This is a genomic window from Porticoccus litoralis (assembly GCF_030676955.1).
In the GTDB taxonomy this organism is placed as follows: domain Bacteria; phylum Pseudomonadota; class Gammaproteobacteria; order Pseudomonadales; family Porticoccaceae; genus Porticoccus; species Porticoccus litoralis.
Genome location: NZ_JAUUUU010000001.1, coordinates 748315 through 762107 on the forward strand (window position 1 = coordinate 748315; position 13793 = coordinate 762107).

General features: G+C 52.8%; 16 protein-coding genes. 13 read left to right on the forward strand and 3 right to left on the reverse strand.

Annotated elements, in window-relative coordinates; all coding sequences use genetic code 11:
- Window positions 1-260: 260 nt before the first annotated feature.
- The 12 genes from Q8A57_RS03710 (at window position 261) to yjgA (ending at window position 9063) form a co-directional block, all read left to right on the forward strand.
- Entirely contained in the window at window positions 261-1232 is a 972-nt protein-coding gene (locus Q8A57_RS03710; RefSeq protein ID WP_305169580.1) for a KpsF/GutQ family sugar-phosphate isomerase, read from the forward strand.
- A 2-nt stretch (window positions 1233-1234) separates the two neighbouring features.
- The gene (kdsC, locus tag Q8A57_RS03715) at window positions 1235-1768 is read left to right on the forward strand and encodes a 3-deoxy-manno-octulosonate-8-phosphatase KdsC (RefSeq protein ID WP_305169581.1); all 534 of its coding nucleotides are present in this window, start codon (window positions 1235-1237) and stop codon (window positions 1766-1768) included.
- Window positions 1769-1771: 3 nt separating this feature from the next.
- Window positions 1772-2341, forward strand: a complete 570-nt coding sequence (lptC, locus tag Q8A57_RS03720; protein ID WP_305169582.1) for an LPS export ABC transporter periplasmic protein LptC — start codon at window positions 1772-1774, stop codon at window positions 2339-2341.
- Window positions 2331-2834: a lipopolysaccharide transport periplasmic protein LptA gene (lptA, locus tag Q8A57_RS03725; RefSeq protein WP_305169583.1), complete on the forward strand. Its 504-nt coding sequence runs from the start codon at window positions 2331-2333 to the stop codon at window positions 2832-2834. The genes lptC and lptA overlap by 11 nt, the downstream gene beginning before the upstream one ends.
- Complete coding sequence (gene lptB / locus Q8A57_RS03730) at window positions 2834-3559, forward strand: LPS export ABC transporter ATP-binding protein (RefSeq protein WP_305169584.1); 726 nt, start codon at window positions 2834-2836, stop codon at window positions 3557-3559. Before lptA ends, lptB begins: the two co-directional genes overlap by 1 nt.
- A 121-nt stretch (window positions 3560-3680) precedes the next feature.
- Window positions 3681-5138, forward strand: a complete 1458-nt coding sequence (locus Q8A57_RS03735) for an RNA polymerase factor sigma-54 (RefSeq protein WP_305169585.1) — start codon at window positions 3681-3683, stop codon at window positions 5136-5138.
- A gap of 29 nt (window positions 5139-5167) precedes the next feature.
- On the forward strand, window positions 5168-5455 hold the full coding sequence (gene hpf, locus Q8A57_RS03740; protein ID WP_305169586.1) for a ribosome hibernation-promoting factor, HPF/YfiA family: 288 nt from the start codon (window positions 5168-5170) through the stop codon (window positions 5453-5455).
- Window positions 5456-5461: 6 nt separating this feature from the next.
- A complete protein-coding gene (gene ptsN / locus Q8A57_RS03745; RefSeq protein WP_305169587.1) occupies window positions 5462-5914 on the forward strand; it encodes a PTS IIA-like nitrogen regulatory protein PtsN in 453 nt (150 codons plus the stop codon).
- Window positions 5915-5925: 11 nt separating this feature from the next.
- Window positions 5926-6786, forward strand: coding sequence for an RNase adapter RapZ (gene rapZ / locus Q8A57_RS03750; RefSeq protein WP_305169588.1), 861 nt, complete (start codon window positions 5926-5928; stop codon window positions 6784-6786).
- A 21-nt stretch (window positions 6787-6807) separates the two neighbouring features.
- The gene (locus tag Q8A57_RS03755) at window positions 6808-7089 is read left to right on the forward strand and encodes an HPr family phosphocarrier protein (protein WP_439651639.1); all 282 of its coding nucleotides are present in this window, start codon (window positions 6808-6810) and stop codon (window positions 7087-7089) included.
- 89 nt (window positions 7090-7178) lie between these two features.
- Window positions 7179-8537, forward strand: a complete 1359-nt coding sequence (gene mgtE / locus Q8A57_RS03760) for a magnesium transporter (protein ID WP_305169589.1) — start codon at window positions 7179-7181, stop codon at window positions 8535-8537.
- 10 nt (window positions 8538-8547) lie between these two features.
- Complete coding sequence (gene yjgA / locus Q8A57_RS03765; RefSeq protein WP_305169590.1) at window positions 8548-9063, forward strand: ribosome biogenesis factor YjgA; 516 nt, start codon at window positions 8548-8550, stop codon at window positions 9061-9063.
- Here yjgA and pip read toward each other — a convergent pair whose 3' ends face one another.
- The gene (gene pip, locus Q8A57_RS03770; protein WP_305169591.1) at window positions 9064-10023 is read right to left on the reverse strand and encodes a prolyl aminopeptidase; all 960 of its coding nucleotides are present in this window, start codon (window positions 10021-10023) and stop codon (window positions 9064-9066) included.
- 112 nt (window positions 10024-10135) lie between these two features.
- Window positions 10136-11950, reverse strand: a complete 1815-nt coding sequence (gene typA / locus Q8A57_RS03775) for a translational GTPase TypA (protein ID WP_305169592.1) — start codon at window positions 11948-11950, stop codon at window positions 10136-10138.
- Window positions 11951-12135: 185 nt separating this feature from the next.
- Between typA and Q8A57_RS03780 the strand changes: the two genes are divergently transcribed.
- Window positions 12136-13095: a sensor domain-containing diguanylate cyclase gene (locus Q8A57_RS03780; RefSeq protein WP_305169593.1), complete on the forward strand. Its 960-nt coding sequence runs from the start codon at window positions 12136-12138 to the stop codon at window positions 13093-13095.
- Window positions 13096-13127: 32 nt separating this feature from the next.
- On the opposite strand, the gene Q8A57_RS03785 is transcribed toward Q8A57_RS03780, so the two are convergent.
- Window positions 13128-13667: a manganese efflux pump MntP gene (locus Q8A57_RS03785; RefSeq protein ID WP_305169594.1), complete on the reverse strand. Its 540-nt coding sequence runs from the start codon at window positions 13665-13667 to the stop codon at window positions 13128-13130.
- Window positions 13668-13793 lie beyond the last annotated feature (126 nt).

The window sequence follows — 13793 nt, forward strand, 5'->3', positions numbered from 1 at the left end:
ACAGATTTCCTCTCTCAATATTCTCAAATCAGAAACCGCTCGGCTTACTTGCCGGTAGGTCTTCGACCACAGCGTCTCAGTCAAGTGCCAATATCAGGCAATTAAAACGGCGTGCACTATAACATTGACCCGAATTTTGCGAAACACGCGCACGACGGCATAAAAGAGCACAACATTTTTATAGATAGTGGCCATTCAGTGTTGAGACTTACAGGGACAACTGGTTGCGGCTATACTTGCGGAAAATTTTTAGGTAGAAAATGTCCACCGTTAATCTTACCGAGGCAGCTCGACGCACAATTCGCTTGGAAGCTGAGGCTGTCAGCCTGTTAGAGGCGCGCATCGGCGAAACATTTGAACACGCCTGCTCGCTGATTCTGCAATGTACAGGACGCGTCATTGTCACTGGCATGGGAAAATCCGGCCATATCGGCCGAAAAATTGCTGCCAGCCTGGCAAGCACTGGCACTCCATCCTTTTTTGTACACCCGGGTGAAGCCAGCCATGGCGACCTGGGTATGATTACTGACAAGGACGTGGTTCTGGCGCTCTCCAATTCCGGATCAACCGCTGAAGTTATTACCCTGCTGCCGCTGATCAAGCGCATGGGGATCCCCCTAATCAGCATGACAGGGAACCCCGACTCCGTTCTGGGCACCGCTTCCGATGCCCACCTTGATGTCAGCGTCCCCAGCGAAGCCTGCCCATTGGGGCTGGCACCGACCACCAGCACCACGGCAACACTGGCAATGGGCGATGCCTTGGCAATAGCGTTACTGGAAGCCAGAGGATTTACCGCAGAGGATTTTGCCTTTTCCCATCCTGGCGGCGCCCTCGGCCGCAAGCTGTTATTAAAAGTCAAAGACATTATGCACAGCGGCAGCGAGTTGCCCCGCGTGGAGGAAACCGCCCAACTGAAACATGCCCTACTGGAAATGACGACCAAGGGCTTTGGTATGACCACAGTGGTAAACAGCTCCGGAGAAATTCTCGGCGTGTTTACCGACGGCGACTTGCGCAGGGCGGTGGATCAGGACGTTGATATCAACCACAGTCAGGTAGGGCAGCTGATCAGACACGGCTGCAAGGCTGTCCAACCGGAGCTGCTGGCCGCAGAAGCACTCAAAGTGATGGAAGATTTCAAAATTACTGCACTGGTTGTGGAAGACAGCTCCCACCACCCCATCGGAGTGCTCCACATGCACGACATTCTGCGCGCAGGAGTAATGTAGTCATGACGCCAGAAAACCAACGGGTGATTCACTGCGCAAAAAATATCCGCTTACTGCTTCTGGACGTTGACGGCGTTCTCACGGACGGCCGGCTGTACTACGGTAATCAGGGCGAAGAACTCAAGGCCTTTAATATTCAGGATGGACTGGGCATAAAACTTCTGCAGAGAAATGGTATCGAAGTGGGGATTATCACCGGCCGCAGCTCCCAGTTATTATCGAGGCGGGCAACCGAACTGGGTATTGAGCTGGTGGTTCAGGGCCGCGAAGACAAGCTCACCGCACTGGATGAAATGCTGGAAACATCCCATTACGATATGCAGGAAATTGCATTTCTGGGTGATGATCTGCCGGATCTTGCAGTTATCCGTCGAGTAGGCCTGGGCGTTGCTGTTGCCAATGCCCGCCCGATTATTGCCGAGCACGCACTCTGGCAAACCAGCGCCTGCGGAGGCCATGGGGCAGTTCGCGAGCTGGCGGAATTGCTACTGAGCGCTCAGGGAAAATTGGAAGAAACACTGGCGGGTTACCTGTAAGCCATGCGAAATATTCTGTTAATGATCATGCTGTTGGGCTCGTCAGGTATTTTCCTGCTGTTCTGGCTGTCTCCGCCAGAGGTCTTCTTGGAAAAGCCTGTCAGTGACAGCGACGGTCTCCCCAAAGCAGACAGCTACATGCTAAACATCAGCATGCTGACCTACAGCAAGACCGGCGAGAAAGCCAATAGCATGCTGGCCACCGAGGCTCGCCATTTCAAGCGAGCCAACCGGCTGGAAGTGGAAAAACCCGACATGGTGTCTTTTGGCAAAACTCCGGAAGACCAACCTTGGCACATGACCGCAGAAAAAGGCACTGTCATCAAGGGCGGTGAACAGGCGGTGTTTACCGGGTCTGTTTACGCCTGGCAGACAGTCGGTCCTACAGAAAGAAAAGAATTAACCACAGAAAAACTGGTCTTATATCCCGAGACACATATCGCTGAGACAGATCGCCATGTCACAATCACCACCGCACAGGGCAAGACAACCGGGGTAGGCATGTGGTCGGACCTTGATTCAGAAGTATTCAAACTCCTTGCCAATGTAAAGGGGATACACCGTGCACGTTAGGTTGTTGTTAATTGTACTGATGTCACTGTCTGCACCGCTGTCTCATGCGCTGCAGAGTGATGCCAACCAGCCCATTAAAATTGAATCGGACAAAGCAGAGCGCAACGATAAGAAAGGCACCACGGTTTATGAAGGGTCCGTGGTGATCCGTCAGGGCACCATCAAAATTCGCGCAGACAAAGTGATTGTCTACAGTGAGCGAAACAAGGTGGATCGCATTGTCTGCATTGGCAAACCGGCCCACTACCAGCAACAGCCAAAACCTGAGGACGGATTGGTTCTGGCCAGTGGTGACACCATTGAATACCACCTGGCGGCAGACCGGATTGACCTACTGAAGAATGCCAGCCTGGAGCAGAATGGCACCACCATCACCGGTGAAAAAATCCATTACGACCTGAAAGCTGAAGTCGTCAAAGCCAGCTCGGGGGACAACCCCAAACAGCGCATCCAGATGGTGATTCCACCCAGCAACCAGAAGGAAGGAAATTAATGCCCCTCCTGAAGACAACCAACCTGGCAAAGAGTTACAAAAAGCGGCCGGTCATTCGCGATGTCTCCCTCAGTGTTGAAAGCGGTGCCATCGTTGGGCTGCTGGGGCCCAATGGTGCAGGAAAAACCACCTGTTTTTATATGATTGTCGGTCTCGTTGAACAGGATGGTGGGAGTGTCTTTATCGATGATGAGGACATCACACATCTGCCCATGCACGGGCGCGCCCGTAAAGGCATTGGCTATCTGCCCCAGGAAGCTTCCGTTTTCAGGAAGATGAGTGTTGCCGACAATATCCTCTCCATCCTGGAAACTCGCAAAGATCTGGACAAAGAACAACGCTTATCGAAACTCGAACACCTGATGCAGGAATTTCACATCACCCATATCAAGGACAGCCTCGGCATGAGCCTATCCGGAGGGGAACGCCGCCGGGTGGAAATTGCCCGGGCTCTGGCCATGGAACCCGCCTTTATTCTGCTGGATGAACCCTTTGCCGGTGTAGATCCGATTTCCGTCAATGACATTAAACAGATCATTCGCCACCTACGCGATCTGGGCATTGGCGTACTAATCACGGACCACAATGTCCGTGAAACCCTGGATATCTGCCAACACGCCTACATCGTCGGGGAAGGAAAAGTCATTGCCGAAGGCGTACCTGAAGAGATTATTGCCAATCAGCAGGTCAGGGACATCTACCTCGGGGATGACTTCACCCTTTAATTTCGGATGATTGCTCAACATTCAACCAAAGCGGCATACAATTTGCTTGTCATCCAACCGCCCTGCGGTCTACACTTTCCCTGTAGATACTCATTTTTCGGAAAAGACTCGTTGTAATTTAATGAAAACAAGCCTGCAACTGAAAATTGGTCAGCAGTTGACGATGACCCCTCAGCTGCAACAGGCTATTAGGTTGTTACAGCTCTCCTCCCTGGACTTGCACCAGGAAATCCAGCAGAACCTCTACGACAATCCACTTCTTGAACTGGCTGAAGAGTCGGAACATCAACTGTTAGGCAAAGAAGACAAGCCTCAAAAAGAAGCACCGGAAGCAGAAGCCACCGACCTGAACGGTACGGATTGGGAAAACAAAATCCCCAATGACCTGCCAGTAGATGTTAACTGGGACGATATCTATCAGCCACCTGCCACCCCCCGGCTTTCCAACAACAATGACACCTATGATTTTGACAGCGTTCACAGTGTTACCGAATCGCTTCAGGACCATTTGTTGTGGCAGTTGAACCTGACACCCATGTCGCCCACCGACCATCTGATTGGCGAAAATATTATTGACTCCATCGACAGCCGGGGCATGCTGACCATTCCAATCGAAGAAATCTGGTCAGCTCTTGACGATGACATTGAGCTGGATGAAGTCATTGCCGTACTGCATCGCATCCAGCAGTTTGACCCACCGGGCGTCGGCGCTACCAGCCTCTCCGAGTGCCTGATGATTCAACTGAACCAGTTTTCGCCCGACACCCCTTTCCTCAAGGAAGCCAAAGTTCTGGTCTCGGATCATCTGGAGCTGGTGGGCCAAAGGGACTACCGACAAATTGAACGGCACACCCGTTTCACCCAGGATTTTATTGCCAACGCCATCGAGCTGATCCAGAGCCTGACACCAAATCCCGGCGACTCAATCAGCAATGACGACATTGAGTATGTTGTTCCCGATGCAAGAGTGATCAAAGTCGACAACCACTGGCAGGTGACCCTCAACGATGAAATCACGCCTAAGCTCAGCATCAATCAGCACTACGCACAATTAATTAAACGAGCGGACTCCAGCCAGGACAACACCTTTTTGAAGAACCATCTGCAGGAAGCCCGCTGGTTTTTACGCAGCATTGAAAGCCGCAACGACACCCTGATGCGGGTGGCCTCTTGTATCGTACAAATGCAGCAGGGCTTTCTGGAACAGGGTCCCGTGGCGATGAAACCCATGGTGCTGGCTGATATCGCCGACCGACTGGAACTCCATGAGTCCACTATTTCCAGGGTTACTACCCAGAAATATCTCGACACCCCACAGGGTGTATTTGAGCTGAAATACTTTTTTTCCAGTCACGTCTCCACCGCCAGCGGCGGAGAGTGTTCATCAACTGCCATCCGCGCTATCCTGAAAAAAATGATCAGTGCTGAGAATCCTGGCAAACCCCTCAGTGATAACAAGCTGACGTCCCTGCTTCAGGATATGGGCATTCAGGTAGCACGGCGTACGGTGGCAAAATACCGAGAAGGGATGGGCATCCCCTCCTCCAGCGAGAGGAAACGCTACAATCCCAATGTTTAATCCGACAATCAAAAACCAAGGAGTACCGCATGCAAATGAATATTAGCGGACATCATCTCGACATCACTGATGCGATTAAAGATTACGTGAATACCAAGCTCTCCAAGCTGGAGCGTCATCACGATCACATCACCAGCACCAATGTGATTCTCTCTGTAGACAAATTGATTCAGAAGGCAGAAGCGACCGTGCATGTGAGCGGTGGTGAGTTTTTTGCCAACTCGGAAGACGAAGACCTCTATGCCGCTATCGATACGCTGGCTGACAAACTCGACCGTCAGCTGATCAAACACAAGGAAAAAACCCGCGGTAGATAACCCCTGATGAAACTAACTGATGTACTGCCCCCGGAAAACGTCGTCGCCGACGCTCCGGGCGGCAGCAAAAAACGCGTGCTCGAAAATTTGTCCAGCTTCCTGTCCGAACGCATGGACACAGTCACCGCCGATGAACTCTACCAAGGTCTGTTATCAAGAGAGCGTCTTGGCAGCACCGGCATCGGCGAAGGGGTTGCCATTCCTCATTGCCGCCTTGGCGGTTGCGAAAAAATTACGGCCGCCTTGATCAAATTACAGGAACCGGTCGATTTCGACTCCATTGACGGTGAAGAAGTTGACCTGATCTTTGCCTTGATAGTCCCCGAAGAGCAAAATGACCAGCACCTGCAGATATTGTCAGCAATTGCCGAGCTGCTCCAGGATGAAACTGTTCGCAACCAGCTCCGGCAGGCCGATTCCAATGACGCTCTGTATCGCATAGCTGTCAACGAGACCTGAGGACAGCATCCATGAGACTGGTGGTGGTAAGCGGGCGCTCCGGCTCTGGCAAAAGTACGGCTCTCAACGTACTTGAAGATGTGGGATTTACCTGTATCGACAACCTGCCAGCGAGCCTACTACCGGGACTGTTTGAACTCGCCAGCGACCCCAACAACAGGCAATGGCTGGAAAAAATTGCCGTTGGCATTGATGTCAGGAACTTGAGCAGTGACCTGGGACAGTTGCCCCAGGTTCTGAATCAACTTAAGGATTCTGGCGTGGAATACCAGGTGGTGTTCCTGAATGCCAATAAAGACGTTCTGATTCAACGCTTCAGTGAAACCCGGCGCAAGCACCCGCTCAGCTCAGCCAACCTCGATATCAAACAGGCACTTGCCCTGGAAACCGAGCTGCTGAACCCCATCGCTTCCATCGCCGACCGACACATCGACACCAGCAACATGACGCTGCATGAGTTGCGGGACGCCATCAAAAACCAGATTGTTCCCGACAGCAAGGACGACATGGCGATCCTGTTTGAGTCTTTCGCATACAAACGGGGAATACCTACCAATGCGGATTTTGTCTTCGATGTTCGCTGCCTGCCCAACCCCCACTGGAAACAGGAACTGCGCCCCCATACTGGCAACCATCCCGCGGTGATCGAATTTCTGGCGTCCCAACCGGAAGTCACGAGCATGGTGGAGGAGCTCAAGCAATTGTTTGAGCACTGGGTGCCTTCATTTCGGGCAAACAACCGCAGCTACCTGACTATTGCCATTGGCTGTACTGGCGGGCAACATCGATCAGTTTACATTTGCAATCAGCTGGGTAACCATTTCACCCAGAAATACCCCAATGTACAGGTTAGGCACCGTGAGCTGTCATAATAGCCCCAGATAGGGACCCCCATGTCGCAATTGATTCGCACAGAACTAACAATAATTAACCGCCTGGGCCTTCATGCCAGAGCGGCTGCGAAACTGGCCTCGACAGCCGGAAAATATGGCTGCGCCATCAAAACAGGCCGTGAGCCGGAAAAAATGGTGGATGCCAAGAGTGTCATGTCCCTGATGTTGTTGGCAGCCACCCAGGGCACCACCTTACATTTCCATTTTGAAGGTTCCGATGCTGAGCGTGCCCACAGGGATGTCGAACAGCTGATCGCCAATCGTTTTGACGAAGAACAATAAACCTCTCAGCCAACAACTCCGCTGTAATTTTATAACGCCCCCCTATAAACTATCGGCCATCCATCCGAGAGCCAGGGATTTTTCATTAAATGCAGGCGTCCAACGAAAAAGTCAGCGAATTGTCACGGCTCGCCAGCATCGATGAACTGATGCACTCCAGCAATGTGCGCCTGCTGCGGCACATGCTCAATAATCTTACTCCCGCTGATATTGCCGACCAGATAGAATCGGCCCCACCCAAGGTCCGCCGGGTACTCTGGGACCTCGTCGACGGCGAGCTTGAAGGTGAAGTCATCGGCGAGCTCAATGAAGAGCTGCGCGGTGAAATCCTCAGCGAAATGGAAAGCCATGAGGTGGCCTCCCTCACCGAGGGTCTCGACCCCGATGATGTCGCCGACATTCTCCAGCAACTGCCAGATCAAGTAATTCCCGAAGTGCTCCAGGCCATGACCAGCCAGGATCGACTGCGTGTTGAGCGAGTACTCACTTACGCAGAGGATACTGCGGGCGGGCTGATGAATACCGACACCATCACGGTGCGGCCCGATCTGACCATTGATGTGGTGTTGCGTTATTTACGCCGTCACGAAGAAATTCCGGAAGTCACCGACTGTATTTTTGTGGTCAACCGTGAGGATACTTTTCTCGGCACACTGCCCCTGACCAAGCTGTTAACCGCCAGTCCAAATATCACAGTGCGGGAAATCATGGATACAGAGGTAGAAGCCATTGCAGCGGACATGCCCGATTCAGACGTGGCATTGCTGTTCGAAAAGCACGACTGGGTATCGGCACCTGTCATCGGCGATGATCGCAAATTGTTGGGACGGATCACTATTGATGACGTGGTCGACGTGATCATGGAAGATGCCGCCCACTCCCTGCTGGGTTTGGCCGGTCTAAGTGACGAGGAAGAGACGTTTGCCTCCGTCAAGCGAACTGCTCCGAGGCGGGCGATCTGGCTGGGACTCAACCTGATGACCGCCATCCTCGCATCGGCGGTCATCAATATCTTTGAGGCGACCATCGATAAAGTGGTGGCACTGGCCATTCTAATGCCGATTGTTGCCAGCATGGGCGGTGTCGCCGGCAGCCAGACACTTACTGTGGTGATTCGCGGTATGGCTCTGGGACAGATAAGCCGCAACAACATGCGTTGGTTACTGAGCAAGGAGTTCGCTGTCGGGGCACTAAACGGCATGCTGTGGGCACTGATCATGGGTGCCGTAGCTGCACTGTGGTTCAATGATCCTACCATTGCCGTAATTATCGCCGCCGCCATGTTGATCAACCTGCTGGCTGCCGCAATTGCAGGTGCGGGTCTGCCTATTCTGCTGAAGGCCTGCAGGATTGACCCCGCCCTCGCTGGCAGTGTGGCCTTGACTACAGTGACCGATGTGGTCGGCTTCCTTTCATTCCTTGGGCTGGCCACCCTTTTCTACGGTTAAACAGTCACTCATGAGCAATACAGACGACTTCCCCGAACTCACGCCGGACGAGGAGTTACCGAAAAGTAAAACGGCGATCAAGCGGGAAATGACCGAGCTTCAAAAGCTGGGTGAAGAACTGGTAAACCTGCCAGCGGCCAAACTGGAAAAAATCAGCCTCCCAGAGGACCTTGAAGAAGCAGTGATGCTGGCTCGGCGCCTGAAAAACCGTGAAGGCAAACGACGCCAGCTTCAATACATCGGCAAACTGATGCGGGTCATCGATAGTGACAGCATCCGCGAATCTCTGGAGAGCTTCCATCAGGATAGCGTCGCATTTCGACAACAATTTCATAAACTCGAAATCTGGCGCGACCGACTACTGAATGAGGGTGATAGCGCACTAGAAGAACTTATGCGTGAAAAACCTGGAATGGATCGTCAGCACCTACGCCAACTGATTCGCCAAGCACAAAAACAGGCCTCACAAAACAAGCCGCCCGCAGCCGCCCGCAAACTTTTTAAATATCTGCGGGAAAACAGCTGATCAGGAGGCATCCATCAGTGTTTTAGCCATCTCATCCGTCGCCTCGATCAAGGCCGACAATGTGCCCGGTTCGGAAGAGGCATGACCTGCATCGCGAATGACTTCAAGCCGCGCTTCCTCCCATACCTCACAGAGATCAAAGGCCTGATCAACGGGGCAAACCATGTCATACCGCCCATGCACAATCAGGGCCGGAATACCCCTTAAACGATCAACTTGCCGAATGATTTCGTTCTCGTCGAGAAAAGCATCGTGAATAAAATAGTGGGCTTCAATCCGCGCCATCGACAGTGCCGTATGGGGGCTGCCCAAATGCTCTACCAAATCGGGGTTGGGGTGAAAACTGGCACACCTTCCTTCCCAGGTACACCAGGCTTTGGCTGCCGCCATACGCACGATTTCATTATTGCCCGTCAGGCGCTGATGATAGGCGTCCAGGAGATTATGGCGCTCGGCCAGCGGAATCTGAGAGACAAAATCTTTCCAGTAATCCGGAAAGACATGGCTGGCACCATCCTGATAGAACCAATGAATATCCTGCTGGCGACAGAGAAAAATACCCCGCAGAATCATACCCATCACTCGCCCGGGGTGTGCCTGAGCGTAGATCAGGCTCAGGGTTGAGCCCCAGGAGCCGCCAAACAGAATCCACTGCTCAACCTTCAACTTGATACGAATTTTTTCCATATCCGCCACCAGCTCAGGGGTGCTGTTATGGCGCAATTCTGCATGGGGTTTGGAACGACCACTGCCGCGTTGATCAAACAGGATGATGCGGAATTTTTCAGGATCGAAAAAGCGCCGGTCATTTTCTGTACAACCGGCACCGGGACCGCCGTGGACAAACACCACCGGGATACCGTCAGGATTACCAACTTCTTCGACATACAGGGTATGCAGTGAATCCACCGCCAACCTGTGTGTGGCATAGGGCTTAATACGCGGATAAAAGGTTCTCATCAGCGGATCCATGTCAAAGTCAGTGGAGCTACATTACCCCTATCTGAAATGAGAATCTACCGCGCCGGCGCCCCATTATCCGGGGCGCACTTCTGATGTTATTCGTGACAACTCAGATATTTTTACCCGCCCGCTTGCGCTCGTTTTCGGTGAGCAACTTCTTGCGCAGGCGGATGTGGTGGGGGGTCACCTCCACCAGCTCATCTTCCTCGATAAACTCCAGCGCCTGCTCCAGGGTATGGCGAACCGGCGGTGTCAGAATCAGGTTTTCATCGGTGCCCGCTGCACGCACATTGGTCAATTGCTTGGCCTTGGTGGGGTTCACCGGCAGATCGTTGCTGCGGGAGTGCAGACCTATAATCTGCCCCTCGTACACCTCTGCACCGTGCCCCAGAAACAGCCTGCCACGCTCCTGTAGGTTAAACAATGCATAGGCAAGGGTTTTGCCCTTGATCATGGAAACCAGTACCCCGTTCTGGCGTCCGGCCAGTTCTCCAGCTTTCACCGGCCCGTAATGATCAAAAATACTGGTCATAATGCCCGAGCCACTGGTGAGCGTCAGGAACAAGGAACGGAAACCGATCAGGCCTCTGGAAGGCACCATAAACTCCAATCTGACCCGGCCTTTGCCATCCGGCTCCATGTTGGTCATCTCAGCCTTTCGCAACCCCAGCTCTTCCATGACCGAGCCCTGGTGCTGATCCTCGATATCGATCACCACCTGCTCGTACGGTTCCTGAATTTCGCCATCCACCTCTTTCTGGATTACTTCCGGACGAGACACACCAAGCTCAAAGCCCTCGCGGCGCATATTTTCGATCAGCACCGACAGGTGCAATTCACCGCGACCGGAAACCACGAATTTGTCCGGGCTGTCACCCTCTTTAACCCGCAGGGCCACGTTGTGGATCAACTCCTGCTCCAGGCGTTCCTTGATGTTACGTGACGTCACGAACTTGCCATCCTGCCCAGCAAAGGGCGAATCGTTCACCTGGAAGGTCATGCTCACGGTGGGCTCATCCACGCTGAGCGGCGGCAACGCCTCCGGGCTATCCGGGTGGCAGAGAGTGTCAGAGATATTTAGCTTGTCGATGCCGGTAATACAGACAATATCACCCGCCTGGGCCTGGTCCACCTCAAAGCGCTCCAACCCACGGTACCCCATGACCTGAAGCACTCTTCCGCGCCGGGTCTTGCCTTCGCGGTCTACCACCACGACCTGTTCATTGGTTTTCAGCTTGCCACGGGTAATACGGCCGATACCGATAACACCCACGTAACTGCTGTAATCCAGCGCACTGATTTGCATCTGCAAGGGGCCGTCGAGGTCCACTTCTGGCGCCTTGACCTGGTCAACCACCATCTGGAACAGCGGCGTCATATCCTCCTGCATATCTTCAGGATCATTACCCGCTATACCATTCAATGCCGATGCATAAATAATGGGAAAATCCAGCTGTTCGTCAGTGGCGCCAAGGCGGTCAAACAGGTCAAACACCTGGTCCACTACCCAATGGGGGCGCGCGCCGGGGCGGTCCACCTTGTTGACCACCAAGATAGGGTTCAGTCCCTGCTCGAAGGCCTTTTGGGTGACGAATCTTGTCTGCGGCATCGGTCCGTCGACAGCATCCACCAGCAGCAACACCGAATCCACCATTGACAGCACCCGCTCAACTTCTCCGCCGAAGTCTGCGTGCCCGGGGGTATCCACAATATTGATGCGGTAACCGTTCCACTCAATGGCCGTATTTTTGGCCAGAATGGTAATGCCTCGCTCACGTTCCTGGTCATTGGAGTCCATGATGCGCTCAGCACCCATCGCCTTTCGGTCCAGTGTTCCGGATTGCTGCAGCAGCTTGTCCACCAGTGTGGTTTTGCCATGGTCAACGTGTGCAATAATGGCAATATTGCGGAGTTTCTCGATCACAGGAATTCTCGACAGGAAAAAACAGGCGCGGATTATAGCCGCTGTATTCTCCGAAAACAGATATTTCTTCGTTCAGCACTTCTGTAGCCTTCAAATTCGATGATTTAAGTGCTGAGCGCCATAATCGACAGCAGAGTAGAGTAGTCGTATTATCTCCCGCAAATTATGACAATAGGGTGATCCGGATGATCAACAAACCCGAGCAAACTGAATTTGCCATCAACCTGATGCAACACCTGGTGACGGCTACCTTTGTGCTGGATACTGACGGCAACGTGATTATCTGGAATCGTTCATGCGAGCGGCTTACCGGCATTACAGCCGATGAAGTCATCGGCACCAGCAATCACTGGAAGGCCTTCTATTCCAATCATCGTCTTTGCCTTGCAGACACCATCATTGAGGGCCGCACGAATGAACTGGACAATCTTTACACCGTATCAGCACAACCCTCAGTGTATGGAAATGGTTACAAAGCGGAAAACTGGTGCGTCATGCCACGCATCGGCAAACGGCTTTACCTGGCCGCTGACGCAGGTCCAATCTACGATAACCATGGCCAGCTGATTGCCGTCGTTGAAACCATCCGGGATCAGACAGACCAGAAAATTGCGCAAAAGAAACTGGAGGAACTGGCCGTCGTTGATGAGCTGACCGGACTTTTCAATCGCCGCTATTTTAACGATCATCTGGACTCCGAGTGGAAACGATGTGCCCGGGAAGGTTCCCCCCTCTCGGTGATCCTCCTTGATATCGACTATTTCAAACAATACAACGACAACTTTGGCCACCTTGTTGGTGACGAGTGCCTGAAGTCTGTGGCAGGCACGATACAGCGCAGTCTGTTACGGGGGAGTGATACCGCCACGCGTTTCGGCGGTGAAGAATTCTGCGTTCTTCTTCCAGGAATTCAGCAGAAGGGCGCGACAAAAATTGCCGAGCGTATCTGTGCCAACATAGAGAAACTGGAAATTCCCCATCCCACCAGCCCCGTATCACAATGGGTCACGCTAAGTATTGGGGTTGCCTGTATCCTGCCTTCTGAAAATGACACTCCGGCTAACTTGCTCACTCTAGCGGATGAGGCCATGTACAGGGCCAAGGCAGGCGGCCGCAACCAGAGTTTCTGCGCGGAAACTGACTGATTTCCCCCAGCCTGCTACCCGTTAAACGCTGATTAAAAGAGAATCATTTTCAGTCCGATAAGAATCAGCACCACGCCGCCAAAAAGCTCCGCCTTGCTCTCTAGCCAGGTGCCACTTTTTGTGCCAATAAGCACACCCGCCATACTGAAAAAAAACGTGGTCACCCCGATGATCAGACAGGCGAGCAGCGGCTCAACATCCAGCAGAGTTAGAGCAAATCCTGCTGCCATTGCATCGATACTGGTGGCTATGGCCAGCATCAGCATCACTCGGTGGGTGATCGTGGCGATATCTTCCTCCACCCCTTCGGCAAAGGATTCATAAATCATTTTTCCACCGATCAACACCAGTAACAGAAACGCAATCCAGGGTGCGGCAGCTTCTACCCAACCCAGCACACCCCTGCCCCCCAAGTAACCGAACACCGGCATTAACGCCTGGAAAACACCAAAATAGATGCCCGCCATGATGGCTAACGACATAGGTCGGCGCTGGTGCTTTGCACCCAAGCCGATAGATACCGCAAAAGCATCCATACTTAGTGCAACCGCCAACAACAGCACTTCCAACATACTCAGCTTTTCCTTCACTACATAAGGCGGAGAAACTGTAGAGATAACCTCTGCCGCTTTCAAGTAATGTTGATTCGACGACACAATGCCGATGGAGGAAAACAAAGCAGGCCACCTGATCAGGTG